At 44.1% G+C, this 15,449-nt stretch carries 13 protein-coding genes and 1 tRNA gene; 2 read left to right on the forward strand and 12 right to left on the reverse strand.

Going from position 1 to position 15,449, the window contains the following annotated elements; genetic code table 11:
• Positions 1-122 precede the first annotated feature (122 nt).
• The 7 genes from F0364_RS17480 to F0364_RS17510 form a co-directional block, all read right to left on the reverse strand.
• On the reverse strand, positions 123-1,103 hold the full coding sequence (locus F0364_RS17480) for a tyrosine-type recombinase/integrase (RefSeq protein WP_207632737.1): 981 nt from the start codon (positions 1,101-1,103) through the stop codon (positions 123-125).
• 374 nt (positions 1,104-1,477) lie between these two features.
• A tRNA-Ala gene (locus F0364_RS17485) sits at positions 1,478-1,554 on the reverse strand.
• Positions 1,555-1,635: 81 nt separating this feature from the next.
• Positions 1,636-2,691 carry a HesA/MoeB/ThiF family protein gene (locus tag F0364_RS17490; protein WP_153799098.1) on the reverse strand — a complete coding sequence of 352 codons (1,056 nt, stop codon included), beginning with the start codon at positions 2,689-2,691 and terminating at the stop codon, positions 1,636-1,638.
• 275 nt (positions 2,692-2,966) lie between these two features.
• Entirely contained in the window at positions 2,967-5,027 is a 2,061-nt protein-coding gene (locus tag F0364_RS17495; protein WP_153799099.1) for a tetratricopeptide repeat-containing sensor histidine kinase, read from the reverse strand.
• Positions 5,028-5,157: 130 nt separating this feature from the next.
• On the reverse strand, positions 5,158-6,300 hold the full coding sequence (locus F0364_RS17500; protein ID WP_153799100.1) for an NTP transferase domain-containing protein: 1,143 nt from the start codon (positions 6,298-6,300) through the stop codon (positions 5,158-5,160).
• Positions 6,281-6,799: a cyclic pyranopterin monophosphate synthase MoaC gene (gene moaC / locus F0364_RS17505; RefSeq protein ID WP_153799101.1), complete on the reverse strand. Its 519-nt coding sequence runs from the start codon at positions 6,797-6,799 to the stop codon at positions 6,281-6,283. The genes F0364_RS17500 and moaC overlap by 20 nt, the downstream gene beginning before the upstream one ends.
• Before the next feature lie 31 nt (positions 6,800-6,830).
• Positions 6,831-8,030: a molybdopterin molybdotransferase MoeA gene (locus tag F0364_RS17510; RefSeq protein ID WP_153799102.1), complete on the reverse strand. Its 1,200-nt coding sequence runs from the start codon at positions 8,028-8,030 to the stop codon at positions 6,831-6,833.
• A gap of 265 nt (positions 8,031-8,295) precedes the next feature.
• Between F0364_RS17510 and F0364_RS17515 the strand changes: the two genes are divergently transcribed.
• A complete protein-coding gene (locus F0364_RS17515) occupies positions 8,296-8,529 on the forward strand; it encodes a hypothetical protein (RefSeq protein ID WP_153799103.1) in 234 nt (77 codons plus the stop codon).
• A 153-nt stretch (positions 8,530-8,682) separates the two neighbouring features.
• On the opposite strand, the gene moaA is transcribed toward F0364_RS17515, so the two are convergent.
• The 4 genes from moaA to F0364_RS17535 all read right to left on the reverse strand — a co-directional run bounded on the left by moaA (position 8,683) and on the right by F0364_RS17535 (position 12,939).
• The gene (gene moaA / locus F0364_RS17520; RefSeq protein WP_207632738.1) at positions 8,683-9,708 is read right to left on the reverse strand and encodes a GTP 3',8-cyclase MoaA; all 1,026 of its coding nucleotides are present in this window, start codon (positions 9,706-9,708) and stop codon (positions 8,683-8,685) included.
• A 6-nt stretch (positions 9,709-9,714) separates the two neighbouring features.
• Entirely contained in the window at positions 9,715-10,821 is a 1,107-nt protein-coding gene (locus F0364_RS17525; RefSeq protein WP_153799104.1) for an XdhC family protein, read from the reverse strand.
• A gap of 82 nt (positions 10,822-10,903) precedes the next feature.
• Entirely contained in the window at positions 10,904-11,824 is a 921-nt protein-coding gene (locus F0364_RS17530) for an AraC family transcriptional regulator (RefSeq protein WP_153799105.1), read from the reverse strand.
• 254 nt (positions 11,825-12,078) lie between these two features.
• Positions 12,079-12,939: a phytanoyl-CoA dioxygenase family protein gene (locus F0364_RS17535; RefSeq protein ID WP_153799106.1), complete on the reverse strand. Its 861-nt coding sequence runs from the start codon at positions 12,937-12,939 to the stop codon at positions 12,079-12,081.
• Positions 12,940-13,067: 128 nt separating this feature from the next.
• Here F0364_RS17535 and F0364_RS17540 point away from each other — a divergent pair, with 128 nt between their 5' ends.
• Positions 13,068-13,937, forward strand: coding sequence for an AraC family transcriptional regulator (locus F0364_RS17540; protein WP_153799107.1), 870 nt, complete (start codon positions 13,068-13,070; stop codon positions 13,935-13,937).
• Positions 13,938-14,797: 860 nt separating this feature from the next.
• Here F0364_RS17540 and F0364_RS17545 read toward each other — a convergent pair.
• Positions 14,798-15,448 carry a bifunctional 4-hydroxy-2-oxoglutarate aldolase/2-dehydro-3-deoxy-phosphogluconate aldolase gene (locus tag F0364_RS17545; protein WP_153799108.1) on the reverse strand — a complete coding sequence of 217 codons (651 nt, stop codon included), beginning with the start codon at positions 15,446-15,448 and terminating at the stop codon, positions 14,798-14,800.
• Position 15,449: the final 1 nt, after the last annotated feature.

Genomic DNA, 15,449 nt, shown 5'->3' on the forward strand with positions numbered 1-15,449 from the left:
AGCTTTTGATTGAATTTTTAGAATTAAAATGTTTAGCCCGTGGGTTGTTAAATATTCGGGTAGCATTTAAATGAAAGCTCTAAACAATGGCCGTTTTTGAGATCCCAAAATCAATATTGTTTCTAAGCAATTTTAATAACTTTTGCCTGGGTAAAAGAAGGGGACTTATCAATAATTTCATTTTTATAAACTTCTTTGATTTGCTTCACGTATCGTTCTGTCATTTTCTTATTGCTATGCCCATACATAGACCGGAGTGCGTCAAGGTCTACGCCAGCCATTATTTTATCATCCGCGCCGGTATGTTTCAGTGCATACAGGTACTTATTAATACCCAATTCTTTTTTAACTATAGTGTCCCATGTTTCTGTAATTAGGTTTCTTCGCACACGAATGGGGGAGGACTTTAAAAAGTCAGAATGCCCCACTGAAACGCACTTATTGCCCCTTTTCCCTGACCGGTCCGCATGTTTCCCAAAAACATAATAGTTCGCCGGGTAATCCCGCAAATTCAATTCCTGTAATAAGCTGGTAAGTTCTGCATTGATCGGTACACGGCGTTTTGTTTTCGTTTTTGAGTTTTCTTCTTTTAGGTCCGGGTTAATATTTATTAATTGACGCTCTAAATCAATGTCGCTAATTTTAAGGGCTAATACTTCTTTTGGCCTAATTCCGGTATGATATACAATAAGGGTGCAGACATAGTAAGTGAAATGCTGCTTTAGCCGCTGTTCAATGGCCTTTTTTTCGTCGCTGGTGAGTTCCTCGTATTTATTTGATTCGGCAATGGCCCGCCTGGGTATTTTTGAAGCTGGGTTATACTCTATAATTTCCCAATTGTGAAGTATTGAGAAAAGGCCGCAAATAAATGTCGCATACTTGTTGTACGCATGGTTGCTTAAATTCTTGTCAATACAAAGCCTTTCCAGAAGGGAAAGCACGTTGAAACGCTTGAAGTCGGAAATCTGTAAATGCTGATAGTTTAAATTTTTGGCTGATGCTAAAGTAAATTCTAACATGCTTTCATAGTCAACTACTGATTTGCGGGCAAGGCCGGGTTTCTTTTTTTCAAGTGCCCACTTTAGCGCATCAGTTGCCTTCATTTGGAGTTTACTTTCCAGTGTATCAGCTTTACGGGCTAAGTATTGGGGGTCAGTAATCGGGTTCCATCCAGCCTTTAGCCATTCATAACGGGCATTAGCAAGCCCTTCGCCTGCTATTGTTCTTTCTTTTCGGGAAGGAATACGGTTAATGCCTTCTCTTAGTTTACGTTTATACTTTACCCCTTCATGGGTGAAAGTAAAATAAACGAACCATTCTTTTTTGGGATTGCCGCCGTGGTCGCATAAAACCGGCCTTGTGTAGTTTGGTTGTATGTTCATGCTTATAATTTTAAAAACCTGCAAGGTTCCGGGTTGGTTCCGGGTTTTGCGTTTAAAATTTATAAAGCATTGATAAGCAGTAGGTTACGAAATATTGGTGGAGAATACCGGAGTCGAACCGGTGACCTCTTGCATGCCATGCAAGCGCTCTAGCCAACTGAGCTAATTCCCCTGACGGGCGGCAAAAATAATGCGCTAAACAACTTGACCCAAAATAAAATTAAAAAACATTTTTAAAGGCGTGGCGCATAGGTTATCCAAACAATTCCAGCCATGCTTTTATGCCGCCTTTTAAAGAAAAAACTTCCGCACCAGGAATTTGCTGCTTTATCTGTTTTGCCGCCTCGGCGCTGCGCTTGCCCGATGCGCAGTAAAACAGAACAGGTTTACTGCTGTTAATGGCAGAGGCACTTAATTCATTCAGCGGAATATGCCTTCCGCCAATATGAAAGGTTGCCCTTTCTGAGGCATCCCTAACGTCAATTAACTCGTAAATGCCTGAATCTATGACATGCGTTAGTTGTTCTACAGTAACCAGCGGAACATTTATAAAGTAAGGCAGGTGTGTGATGTTGGTTGATGATTGTTTGCCCAGTTTAATAATCCTGCTTTGCAGCGTGTACGCATCAAGCATCAACATTTTTCCGGCCAGCAACTCCCCGGTGCCGGTAATATATTTAATAACTTCATTGGCCTGCATGCAGCCAATAATACCGGCCAGCGTAGGTATTACGCCACCTTCGGCGCAATTGGGTACCTGGCTTGCATCCACCTCCGCAAAAACATCGCGGTAGTTAATGCTCCTTGTACCGTCCCCGTTCTCAATGTTCCATACGGCAACCTGCCCTTCAAATTGATAAATAGCGCCATACACCAACGGTTTGCCCAGTAATACGCAGGCATCATTCAGCAGGTACCTGGTATCAAAATTGTCTGTGCCGTCAACAACTATATCGTAGCTGCCCATAATATCCATGGCATTGCTGCCGGTTACCCTTTCAGTTATGGCGTTTAAAACAATCTGCGGGTTTTGTTGCCTCAGTTTTTGTATAGCTACCACGGCTTTGTGCAGGCCTACTTCGGCAGGGGTGTACAGTACCTGGCGGTGAAGGTTGCTTAGGGAAACTGTGTCATCATCAGCGATCGCAATGTTGCCAATGCCGGCAGCGGCAAGATATTGAGCTGCCGGGCAACCCAGGCCACCTGCGCCAACAATAAGTACCCTGGCATTTTGCAGTTGCTGCTGTTTGTGCAGGCTAAAGCCGGGTAATGCTATCTGGCAACTGTATCGTAAAAAATCGGGTTGCAATGTTATCTGTTTTGATGATTAAAAAACTACCTGCTAACAATGTACTTTAAACATGCCAAAGTTATGTATTGCAATAAAAACCTGGAGCTTGTTATAGTACACGGCGTTTGTGGATTATGTTAACCACTTATCCCTACATGCTGTGGGATGCGGGATTAGTTGCTGCGTAAAGTGATGGACGTACAAGAGTGCGACGCAAGGAACGTTCAATGATGGTTCCTTCTGCCGGGCCCATAAAAATCTGTATGCAACCAACGGGTGGCTATTTGAAACGGTTAATCCAGGTAGGGCAATTCTACGTAAAATATGGAGCCTTTGCCAACCTCGCTTTCAAACCATATACGGCCTTGGTGTTCTTCAATAATCCTGCGGGAAATGGAGAGGCCAAGCCCATAAGATTCTTCACCGGCAGTTCCCTCCCTTGAGCTGCCCGGCTGCAGTGCCATGATGGTATTTTTTAAATCTGCCGGTATACCTATACCATTGTCTTGCACGGAAAGTAATATGTTATGGTCTTTACGTTCCAGTGTTATGATGATTTCGGCATTATCGGGGCTAAACTTGATGGCGTTGTTGACGATGTTATTGATAACGCGGCTGATTTTTTGCCGGTTAAGCATTATCATCGGGTGGTCAATGTGCAGGGTTAGCTGCTGGTTTTTTTCTTTTGCTTTTGCCTGGTTTAAATCGGTGCATTGTTCAATCAGCTTACCAATGTCAACGAGGTCTTTGCTGAGGTCTGTAACCTTGCGTGTATTATTGGATAAATCCCTGATAAGTGCAATAGAATCAACACAGGTGGTTTGCATAAGCTCCAGTGTTTCCCGGAAAGGGCCGGGTTTTTCGTTTTTAAGTAAAGAATATAAGAGCGTACGTATGGCCGTGATAGGGTTTTTAAGATCGTGGGCCACCACCCGCATGATGTTGTTATTATCCCTGTTGCTTTGCTCAAGGGAGTCAAGGGTTTGCCGGAGGTCTGTGTTCTTGTTGCTGATTTCAATATTCAATAAGCCCAGGCGCTTCAGGTATTGAGATTTACGCTTGAGGTTCTTCCAAATAAGCAAGGCAATTGTAAGAATAGTGATTGCCAAACCAAAAGCTACCAGTATGTAAATACCTTTTATCCTTTTTTGTTCATTTAGTGATTCAGTAATCGCCTTTTGCTCGCGGTTTTCGAGTTCTTTTCCTACGTCAATAGCATTAAACAAACGGTCTCTCCTGGTAATTGAATCTTTTATGTTGTAGGCACGCAACAGGCTTGCATGTGCTGAATTGTTGTTGCCGTATTGGGAATGAAACTCAGACAGCAGTTTGAAATACTTCTCCAGCACTAAGTTTACCTGCGTGGTATCAATAGTGTTGGCTATGTTGCTTATAACGGCCCCGGCTTTTTTTGTTTCCTTAAGTTGCAGGTACATACTTAACAATGATAACCGCGTTGAGGCGGTAAAATATGGATCTGCGGCCTTTGTACCGCTAATGCTTTGTATAAAATAATGCTCTGCATCCTGGTATTTCTTCTGTAAGGACAACACATCTGCCATGTTGCCATAAACTACGGCCTTGGTTAAGGCAACATTTTCTACCTGGGCAGGCAACGTAAACTTTGTTTCATTTTGTTGGATGTAATTAAGTGCGGCATTGTAATACCAGGCGGCGCTATCCGGCATCCCGGCTTTAAAATAACAGATGCCTACATTGTCAAGGTTTTCCTGTATGGTTAAAAATTGCAGAGCCCACTCACTAAAGCAGTTTTCAGCAAGCTGGTATTTGCGCTGGAAAAAAGGCACTGCCATGCGAAACTTTTTTTGCGCATACAATATGTTGGCCATATTGTGATAGTACTTGTAGTATTCGCAACTGTCACTAATGCCGGCATTGGATAGCGCGGCCTTGGAAAGCACAAAATTCCTGATGGCTTCATCATAGTTTTTCAGGTCAAACGAAAGGTTGCCTTTAATAGTTAACGCTTCGGAATACAGTAAAGCGGTGGACTTATCTGCTGTGGCATAGTTTTCTAAAATGGTTACAGCGCTATCGGCATTAAGCCTTTTTGCCGCATAGTTGTTGCCAAAGTAAGTTTTGGAAACATACCGGGCGCCAAGGTGATATGCACCTGCGCCTTTTACATGGGCAAAGGCAGAATCCAGGTAATGCATGCTGGCTTCATTATAACCCTGTTTTCTAATCGTATCAAATACCTGGTCGAAATATTTGCGGTTAGTGCCGTATAGTGGGTCGGTGCAGGAGTAAAGTTGAAGTACAACAATAGAAAATATTATTGCAAAAATGCTGTAATAGCAAAGTGGTGATTTTCGTTTTAGCCGCAATAACATTTCAAAAAAATTTCTGTTATTTCTTATTCTAAAATTACGCAGTGGTTTTAATTAATTCTATTCCGGCCTGTTCTATGTTTAGGTATACTCGAAAAACGGTTTATGAAGCAATAAATTCTTTTTTCAAATGTTATACGTTTGCTTTCAAAAGAAGATTGGCCTCTTCCAGTTCTTCTGTTGTGTTAACATTCAAAAGGTTTTCCTTTTTTTCCGGCGTTATTATATGTACATCATTGTTGCGCAGCACTTTTCTAGGGCAGCTATACCCTTGCGCAAGGAAACTTAACAATATGGGATAGGCCTTCGGTTCCCAAACAGTTATCAGCGGTTCCGGCAGGCCGTCATGCGGGCTTTCAAAGGTGGTGGCTATGGCAGATGCATCCCTGTTTTGCAGCAGGTATTGCAAGGTGGGGGTGTCAAGTAACGGTAAGTCGCAGGCTGTTACCAGCCAGGCGGCATCCGGCTGTTCCCTGAAAGCTGACAGTATTGCGCCATAGGGGCCAAGCCCGGTAAAACTATCGGCAATTGTTTGGTAAGCAGCATCTGTTTGCGCCACCTGGTCGTTACGGCAGGAGATATAAACCTGCCGGCATAGTGCGCCCAGCATATCAGCCATATAATACTTCTGTTCTTTTCCATGCCATGCAATGGCGCTTTTATCGTACCCCATCCTGGTGCTTTTGCCGCCAGCCAGCACCAAACCATTGACTTTCGGGATTGATTGCTGTGCCAAAGCCTCGAAAAAATCAACGATTTTTTCTGTTTCATTAAGCCCATATATTGGCAGTTGCTGCCAGTGAGGGATGGCTTCTTTTACAAAATCGAATACAGCTTCTGTATTTTCTGCCATCAGTATGAGTACCGGGTTGGTTATTTGCGCAACCCGCTTAAGCAAAGAATTTTCTTTTACCTTGTCTATGATGATTACCTGGCTTTGGGCCTGGTAATGATTGCCGTTTACTAAAATCAAATCTGCTTCATTCAGCAACCCGCGAAACTGGAAGTTGCCGGGGGTATTGCTGTAACGTATTTCTTTGTAGCTAATCCTGTCAGTGTATTCTGCAAAACAGTGTGGCGTATCCACATCGCCGGATTGGTGCGATGCATCTATGTAAGCGCATTTACGCGTTGCTGATGAGGCGGCCATTATTTTATCAGCCAAAGCCTTTACATTGCCGCAGGTGGTACCGATGAATGAAAATTCGTTCCTGCCAAAATTGCCCAATGACGGCCTGGCTATATCACTATGTTTCTTATGGTCTTTTGAAATCATTTTTGCCTCCTGTTTTTTCCATCAGCCTGGTTTCTTTTATCACAATATTATGGCTTAGCGCTTTGCACATATCGTACACGGTAAGTGCGGCAATGGAAGCGCCTACCAGCGCCTCCATTTCAACGCCGGTTTTTGCAGTAATCTGCGCGGTACAATCAATTACGAGCTGCCGCTGCTCATCCAGGTGAATATGGATGTTACAGTTTTCCAGGCCCAGCGGATGGCAAAGTGGGATTAAATCCCCGGTTTTTTTGGCAGCCATTATACCTGCAATGATAGCTGTTTGAAATACAGCTCCTTTTTTGGTCTGTATATCGCCATTAACCAGTTTTGCCAATACTTCGCCGGGAAGCACAACAACGCTTCTTGCTGTAGCAGAACGACGGGTAACTATTTTGTCACTAACATTCACCATCGTAGCTTTCCCCTGCTCATCCAGGTGGGTGAAATCTTTTTCCCTGGTGGCGGAGGTTGTATCGCTTTCGTTATTTACCGGCATAAAGCAGTATTCTGTGTGTAATGTGAATTATTTAAACGGCGCCGAACTTCCATACTTCATAAATTTCGCCTTTTGTAAAATTATTGCGTTCCAGGGGAAGTTCCATAAAAGCATCGGCATCCAGCAGGTTGGCAAAATCGCCTGAGCCGTTACCTTCCACAGGGCTGGCAACCAGCCTGGCTTCTTCATTTATCTGCAGCTTTACCTGCAGAAAGTATTGCAACGGCGGGTTGAAGCTGAAGTCTTTATCGAGGATGGCATAAGCTTTAGGCTGCTGTATGCCCAGGCATTTTTCCAACCAGGGAATAAAATAACGGCGCAGGCACATAAAGGTTGAAACAGGGTTACCCGGCAAAGCAAATACAACAGGCCCTTTATGGTGTTTTCCAAACCAAAATGGTTTGCCCGGCCGTTGCTGCACTTTGTGAAACAATTTTTCAACATGGCAGTCTTCCAACGCCTGGGGTATGTAATCGAACTTACCCATAGATATGCCGCCACTTAATATGAGTACATCGTATTGCTGGAGACAATTTTCTATTTGTTTTTTGATTATATCCGCATTATCGGGAATGTGCAGCATGTGTGCATTGATACAATAGTTTTTTAAAGCAGCCCTGATATTGTAATTGTTAGACCTGCGGATTTGAAACGGGGTAGGGGTGTCTGTTACTTCCACCAGTTCGTCGCCGGAAGAAATGATGACTACTTTTGGCAATTTTTTTACTGTCAGCCTGTGTTGCCCAACGGCTGCGGCCATATTAACCACGGCGGGGTTAATTAGCTGGCCGGCCGCGACAACCACTTCGTGTTTTTGTTTGTCTTTGCCCCGGTAATGTACACATTGGCCTTTTATCAGCGTTTCCGTATTGATGGTGGCTGTTCCGTTAGTAATGGTAAGGTCTTCGTACCGGATTACTGTATCCGTAGTGGATGGCATGGCTGCGCCGGTCATTATCTCAATGCATTCCGCTGGGCTGTTAATTTCCAGCGGAACATCACCGGCTGCCTGTGTGGCCACAATACTAAAAGTGCGGATACCATTTTCAAACGCGTTGAAGTTGATGGCGATGCCATCCATGGTAACCCGGTTATATGGCGGCAGGTCGCGGTCGGCAAGTAAGTCCTGCGCCAAAACCCGGCCCAAAGCATCTTCAAAATAAATGTCTTCTGTTCCGTAATCTTTTGCCTGTTGGCTTATCATTTTTTCTGCTTCCTTAACAGTCGTCATTCTTTTTATGGTTATTGGTTTAAAAGTAAATACGCACCTGGGGTATCTGCTTTTTCGAAAGCTGTATTTTAAAGATAGTCAAATGCAAAGGCTTGCCAATGAGATATAAGATTGCCATTTCTTCGATTATGACATACTTGATTACAATTAATATTTGGCATGTTTTTTGGCAATAATTTGTTAATTGTGTCAGCATACCTATTCAGCGTAACCTTCGCGCTGAAATCTTAAGCGTGTAACCATGTTAACCGTACAATCCCCCCCAATGACAGGTACTATCATTTCTATTGATGGTGACGATTCATTTGATGAACTGGCCGCCGAGTATTTACAAGAGACCATAAAAATTATGCTGATCCCATTTGAGAAAGAGCTTCGAAAGCAGGGTGTTTCTCCCGTTGTAATTGTTGATATCCCAAATTCAAATGTAATACTTGATATTGAAGGTGCAGATCAGCAGCTTGTTCAACGTATCCGGAATGTGGTTCTTGACTTTTAAAGTAAATGAAATACAGCATTGAGACTCAATAATAAACAAAAGCAATGCAGCGGGCTGCTGGTATTGTTGCTGCATGAAGCGGTACAGTACAAGAGTGCGACGCAACGAAAGCCAAATTGATGTTCCTGTCGCCGGGCCCATAATTTCTTTACCTCAGCCACCGATGGTGGCCATGCTTTCATGCACCGGCGCATTGGTTTTTCTTTTGTTTTCAGCTTCCCATCCATCTTTTGCACGGTGATGCATGGCATACAATAAATCTGTTGATATGGCTTCATCTGTTAGGCCATTACGCATCAGCTCTTTTATATTCAGTACGCCGTTATCGTAAAGGCATGTTTTTAATATGCCTTGTGGCGTAATGCGTATGCGGTTGCAACTGCTGCAAAATGTGCGTGTATAAGCTGCTATTATTCCTACGGAACCCTGGTGGCCGGGAATGTGGTAGTTGTAAGAAGTGGAAAAAGCTTCGTCTTTTACCTTCTGGATGTTTGGGTAAGCCTGCCTGATGGTATCCAGTATTTTCAGGTAATCCCAGTTAAGTTTGCTGTAATGTGCATCGCCGCCGTTAAAAGGCATTTCTTCTATAAACCGCACACTGATGGGCTGGTCTTTTGTTAGCTGTACCAAGGGCAGGATATCCTGGGTATTTCTTCCATCCATTACCACCGCGTTAAGCTTTACTTCCATACCGTGTTGCAGCAAGGCTTCCAGCGTTGCCATTACGTTGGGCAGTTCATCCCGTTTGGTGATGGAGAAAAAACGGTTTCTGTCGAGGGTATCAAGACTAAGATTTACAGAACTTATGCCTATCTTCTTTAATTCGGGCACCAGCGGTGCAGTTAAAACGCCATTGGTAGTAATGGTTAACTGTTGCAGGCCATTTAACCGGGAGATGGCGGTAAGCAACTTCATCATATCCTTTCTTACAAACGGTTCGCCACCTGTTATGCGGATTTTTGTAACGCCCATGTTAATCAACAACGAGCAAATGCGCAGCATTTCTTCGTAAGTCATCAGCTCTTTACGCGACAGCCATTCAAGCCCTTCTTCGGGCATGCAGTAAAAGCAGCGCAGGTTGCACCGGTCTGTAACTGCCAGCCTAAGGTAATTTATCGTTCTTCCATGGTTATCTGTAAGCACTTGTTGTTTTTTTTCTAAGAAAGCTATTAGCTTCAAAAATGTTTAGTTGCCATATATTGTTCCTTCCCTAAGCCTAAGGCTTGCACCCTTACGGCCAGCAAAACAGCTTCTTATTTCGGCCACAATAGAAACCGCTATTTCTTCAGGCGTGGCGGCGCCTATATCAAGCCCTGCGGGTGAGTAAATACGCTGCATGTCTGCACTGCTTACCGGCCTGTCTTGCTGCTGAAGGGTATCAAACATTTTAACGCTGCGTTTACGCGGGCCAAGCAGGCCAATATATTTTGCATTGGTCGTAAGAACTGCCTGCAAGTTATTGAAATCTGCTTTGTAATCGTGGGCCATCAGCACAACAGCGGTATATGCGTCAATAGCAGGTTCTTCCCCACCTTTATTGTGCAGTACATGTGTTGCGGTTGTAAACAAAGCTTTATCTGCCTTGTGTATGTTGGTAACTACGGTAGTACTCCAGCCCAGTTCGCCGGCAATGCGTGCCATCGTGTGTATATCGTAATTACTGCCGTATAAAACAAGCTGGGTAACAGGTTGTACCACTTCAATAAAAATTTTAACTGTGTTGCCGCCATAGCTGTAATTGCGTGTTACAGATGCCTGGTTTTCCAGTGCATTCTTAATGTCTGTCAAAACAGTATCAGCAACCGGCGCAACAGAGAATTGTTGAAAAAAACTTTCATCGTTTTCGTACAGCAAAGCCCGCCCCAGTATGCCGTCAGTTATATCGCCACCCGTAATAGATACAACAACCCTCGGCTTCCTGGTGCCCGTAATAGACGATAGCAGGTTTACCGGGTTGTAAACGTCTGGCTGTAACGGAGTAAACAGTACATCAATGATGCCGTTGCAGCCAAGCCCAACGCCAATTTGTGCGCCATCATCCTGCGTGGTATCGTAGGTAATAACAGATGGTTTGTTTTGGGCAATGGCTTTTTGCGCCCGCCTTAACGCATCACCTTCCAGGCAACCGCCGCTTATACCGCCCAGGTATGTGCCGTTATCCAGCACCAGCATCCTTGCGCCTGTGCGCCGGTAAGAAGAGCCCTCCACACGGGCCACTGTGGCCAGTGCAGCCTTTGTTTGGGTAAAATCTATGCTGTTATACGCGTTAATGATTGCTTTAATCTCTTTCATAAATCCTTAGCTCAACTTACTTTACTTTTTGTGTAAAGCCGGGTAACAATACTATCAAAATAAACAATCAAACAGTAAAAAATCAGGCAAATAATGATTTGCGGTATTGCGCAGGGGTAAGGCCGGTATAGCGCTTAAACAATTTTAGAAAATAGTTGAGGTTATTAAACCCGCAGCTAAAACTTATTTCGGTAATTGTTCTGTCTGCCGCATGCAGCATCATCCGGGCATTTTTAATGCGTTGCTCGTTTATGTAATCTACAGGCGTTATTCCAAACTGTTGCTTAAAACAACGAAAAAAATGAGGCTCGCTCATATAAGCTTTCTGGCTAAGGGTTTTAATGGTTATGTTATCCTGCAGGTTGCTGTTGATAAACTCAATCACATACGCCATCCTGTTGCTGGATGCGTGTTGCTTGTAATTTACCATCAGGGCCTGTTTTGCTTTTGTTTGCATCAACCTTATCAATAATTCCTGCAGTACAAGGTTGGCAAAAAAATCTTTGGCCTGGTTGTTTTCGGTAAAAATAAATACCAGCCTTGCCAGTAACTGGTTAATTATTTTATCGTTGCTGCAAACGTAATCTTCACCATTGTAGTTCCAACCGGTTGCGGTATCTGCCAGCGGTGCTTTGTCATTTAACCGGCCGCAAAAAGCCGATACCGTTTCTGGCGCAACAGCCAGTGTTAAGCACTGCGTAGGCGTACCGGCGCCTGCTTCCGGAAAATCTATAAAACAGGTTTTTTTAGGGGGTAGCACCAGGCTTTGGCCGGGCAAAAATTCAAATGCCGGCTTATCGTTTATGTGCATTATTTTTTTGCCGCTAATCATACCTGCCAGTACGGGTATGTCAAATTGTAATGCCACGTTCCAGGCTGGGTGCAACGTTTCGTAAATGCTCAGTTCCGCATTGTCAAGCGTGTAAGCCGTACGGTTTTCCACTTCCTGTTCAAGCCTGCGGGTTTGCAGGTGCGTGGCTATGTTGTAAACTGGTTTTTTCATGTGCAGCAAGCTGATTTGTTGTAAGTTAAACAAATTCGGCTTTAGAGTAGGTTTTTACAACAGCCATTTGGATACCAGCGCCCGGTTTTTTATGGCATCGTCCCTTGCGTCGCAATCCTTTCATCGTTCAATTCTTTGGGCTGCTTTTCAGCCCCGGATAGTTGGAAAAAAGGTTAGCCCTTTATTAAACAAAAAACCGGGAAGCGTAGCCCCGGTTTATGTTTTCAACATCATTGATTAAAATATAGTAAACTTTACGCTTTCACTTCCACCTCTTTCTCCCAACCGGTTTCTTTTAAAGCCGGGTCGTTTTCTTTCTTTAAAAAGTCGGCGTTTGAAAGGGACTCGGCCTTGCGGTTAAGGATAGCATCATTGGGCACTACTTCAACCGGCACTTTCCATGCTGTAGAAGTTTCGTTATAGGCAATGTTAGATTGCGAGCAGTAGCAGGATATAATTGACCACCTGGGATGGTCAGAAAGATTGGCTTCTGAACGGTGCAAAAGATTGGGGTGAAATATAAGTGCATCGCCGGCATTCAGTTCACAATAAACCAGGTCCATGGTTTTAAGGCAGTTATTTACCATTATCATGTCGGCGCCAACCTGTTCGCCTGCAAAGCCATGATTAACCCTTCCTAATTTATGCGAACCTTTTATTACCTGCAGGCATCCATTGGCTTTGTTGGCCGGTGTAAGGGCAATCATCACGCTTGTCATCTGTTCAGGAAACATAAATTGGTTTTTGTACCAATAACCATAATCCTGGTGCCACTCCCAGGCGCCGCCCACCTTCGGTTCTTTTTGCATCAGTTTTGAGTGAAAGTGGCATACAGGTGCCTCGCTGTCCAGCACCTGGGCAACGCTTACTACCATTCTTTCGCTGCGGGTAAGGTAGCCAAACACATCGTTGCCCGGTGTAAACCATAATGACAGCCGTGTTTTTTTACCGCTCTGGTCATTCAGGTCTAAGGCATTTTTACTCATAGCACTATCTTCCAGGGCGGTGCCATAAAGGCGATCAATTTCCTCCTGGCTGCAAAAATTACGGATTACTACGTAGCCGTCTTTGTGGTAAGCCTGCACCTCTTCAGGTGAAAGTTGTTCAAATGGCATAACTTATTTTTTGAGGTAAAGTTACCCTGCCGGTAAGGACATAGGCTACATGCAAAATGGTTAAAACTGGTACTTTTGTATCATTTTAAACCTGTTAGCTGTTAAATTGCGGGCATAAAAGTGGAAGTATGAAACCTGTGCTTGAACATTTACCGCTGCAACGTGAAGAATCGTTTGTGGTAAAGCACTTTAGTTACAGCTATTATCCGACGCCCTGGCATTTTCACCCTGAGTATGAGCTGGTATTGGTAACAGAAAGTACAGGCAAGCGTTTTATAGGTGACAATATCAGTGACTTTAAGCAGGGTAACCTGGCTTTCTTAGGTCCCAACCTGCCGCACCTGTACCGTAACGACACCCCTTATTATCAGCCCAAAAGCAAGCTAAAGGCACGTTCTATAGTAGTGCATTTCCGGGAAAGCTCTTTTGGCGAAAATTTTCTGTTGCTGCCGGAAACACGCAAGCTTAAAACACTGTTTGATAAATCTGCCCGTGGGCTGGAAATTACCGGCGCCCTTAACAAAAGTATCAGCATTAAAATGCATGAGCTTTGCGAACTGCAAGGGTTTTCAAGATGGTTGAAGCTGCTGGATATCCTGCACGAAATGGCAGGCAGCAAACAATGCAATTACATATCCAATACTACGGTAACCGGCCTTAATGAAACAGAAACAGAAAGGCTTAGTAAGATTTTTGAATTTGTGATGCAACATTTTAAAAGAGAAATACTTGTTGCTGAGGCGGCCGCCATGGTAAACCTGGCAGAAAACTCATTCAGCCGCTATTTTAGCCAACGCACAAGAAAAACCTTTACAGGTTTTGTAAACGAGGTAAGGCTTAACCATGCCTGCAAGCTGCTTATAGAAAATGATATGAGCGTAAGCGAAATTTGTTTTGAATGCGGCTTTAACAACCTCTCCAACTTTAACAGGCAGTTTCTTGCCTTGTATGGCATAAGCCCGCTTGCTTACAGAAAGCAGTATTGGAATAAATTGTAGAATAGGATTAGGTAAAATAAGCGTAAGGGCTTAGTATACCCCGGATGGGCATTTTGCAGGTAAAAGAGCGATCTGCGTTCTGGTATGTTCCGAAGAACATGTTGTGTCCATCCACACAGGCACAAAGCGTTCCGCTGGAACGCGGGTAGCATCTTAAATGTTTTCTACCCACAAAGTGTTCCGCAGGAACACAGACTGCGTAGTAAGCTTATTTTACTTAATCAGATGATAGTATGTTAGCCGGTTGGAGGCAGATGTTTATATCCTGCCTTTTATGATATTTCTTCTGCCATCCTCATCTTTAAAAAATATCACAGGCTGTCGGCAACCAATCAACAGACCGGTAACCTGCAACCTGTAACCAGTAACGTGCTTTCGGGTTGCGGTCCTTTCCAAAGCTCCGTAGGAGCGATATGTTAGTAGCAGGCAAATCGTCACGGCCTGTTTGCAAAGCCTCGTAGAGGCGATATGTTGCTTAGGCTGTAGCACCCCGTGTTGTCTGCATAGTCATTCCGCGAGGCTATCAACCCGCCTGACATATCGCACCTACGGCGCTCTTTGCAAATCGTCTTTTTTCTTATCTACTAACATACCGCCCCGATGGGGCTTGACTGTTCAATGTTCATTCGTTCAAGGTTTAATGTTAGCAGCGGGTGTTTATTTTATACGTACTTTATCAACTAAACACACCATCAGGTTTTTACCATCAACAGACCGGTAACCTGCAACTTGTAACCGGTAACTGTCTTTCGGGTGAGGGATTGAAGCGGATACCCCGGTGAAGGTCTTGTGCGGTGGCTCTGTGCCGGAGTATGAGCGGAAAGCCCGACCCCTTGCGATAGCTTGGGGGCACCCCCTAATTATGCTTTACCGGTGTACTGCTTTATTTTGGCAACATATTGTTCAAATAAATTTCTAAGCGCGGGCCAGTCACTGTTTTCAATCAGGTCTTTAGGAAAAAGGCTTGTGGCCAGTCCCAGGGCTTTAGCGCCAGCCTGCAAAAAGTCTGTGCAGTTATTTAGGTTAATGCCGCCGGTGGGCAAAAGCTTAATATTGTTAAGCGGTGCAAGCACTTCTTTTACATAATCAATGCCCAGTTTTGATGCTGGAAAAACCTTTACCATATTGGCGCCCAGGCTCCATGCTTTGTATATTTCCGTAGGCGTATAAGCCCCGGGAAATACGGGTATGTTCTGGCTAACGCAGGCTTTAATTACATCTTCGTTTACAATGGGCGTAACAATAAATTGTGCACCTGCCGCCAGCGCATCATCCAAATCCTGCAGGGTAAGCACTGTGCCTGCGCCAATATTAAGTGTATCGCTGTATTTATTGCTAAGGCTGGCAATGGCAGAAGTAGCCCAGGGTGTGTTCATCGTTACCTCGAGGGTGGTTAAACCAGCCGCAGCGAATTGCTCAGTAATTTGGTGCATAATGTCTTCGGGCACATTGCGCATAATACCTATAACCGGCACACTGTCCAGCATTTGCCATGAAAATCGTTTGCTCATC

This window comes from Foetidibacter luteolus, assembly GCF_009650435.1.
GTDB lineage: Bacteria > Bacteroidota > Bacteroidia > Chitinophagales > Chitinophagaceae > Foetidibacter > Foetidibacter luteolus.

Bases quoted from the DNA above. Each gene is read 5' to 3' on its own strand.
- F0364_RS17480 (WP_207632737.1), bottom strand. From the start codon at position 1,103: ATGAAGGCAACTGATGCGCTAAAGTGGGCACTTGAAAAAAAGAAACCC.
- F0364_RS17495 (WP_153799099.1), bottom strand. From the start codon at position 5,027: ATGTTATTGCGGCTAAAACGAAAATCACCACTTTGCTATTACAGCATT.
- F0364_RS17500 (WP_153799100.1), bottom strand. From the start codon at position 6,300: ATGATTTCAAAAGACCATAAGAAACATAGTGATATAGCCAGGCCGTCA.
- moaC (WP_153799101.1), bottom strand. From the start codon at position 6,799: ATGCCGGTAAATAACGAAAGCGATACAACCTCCGCCACCAGGGAAAAA.
- F0364_RS17510 (WP_153799102.1), bottom strand. From the start codon at position 8,030: ATGACGACTGTTAAGGAAGCAGAAAAAATGATAAGCCAACAGGCAAAA.
- F0364_RS17515 (WP_153799103.1), top strand. From the start codon at position 8,296: ATGACAGGTACTATCATTTCTATTGATGGTGACGATTCATTTGATGAA.
- F0364_RS17525 (WP_153799104.1), bottom strand. From the start codon at position 10,821: ATGAAAGAGATTAAAGCAATCATTAACGCGTATAACAGCATAGATTTT.
- F0364_RS17530 (WP_153799105.1), bottom strand. From the start codon at position 11,824: ATGAAAAAACCAGTTTACAACATAGCCACGCACCTGCAAACCCGCAGG.
- F0364_RS17535 (WP_153799106.1), bottom strand. From the start codon at position 12,939: ATGCCATTTGAACAACTTTCACCTGAAGAGGTGCAGGCTTACCACAAA.
- F0364_RS17540 (WP_153799107.1), top strand. From the start codon at position 13,068: ATGAAACCTGTGCTTGAACATTTACCGCTGCAACGTGAAGAATCGTTT.
- F0364_RS17545 (WP_153799108.1), bottom strand. From the start codon at position 15,448: ATGAGCAAACGATTTTCATGGCAAATGCTGGACAGTGTGCCGGTTATA.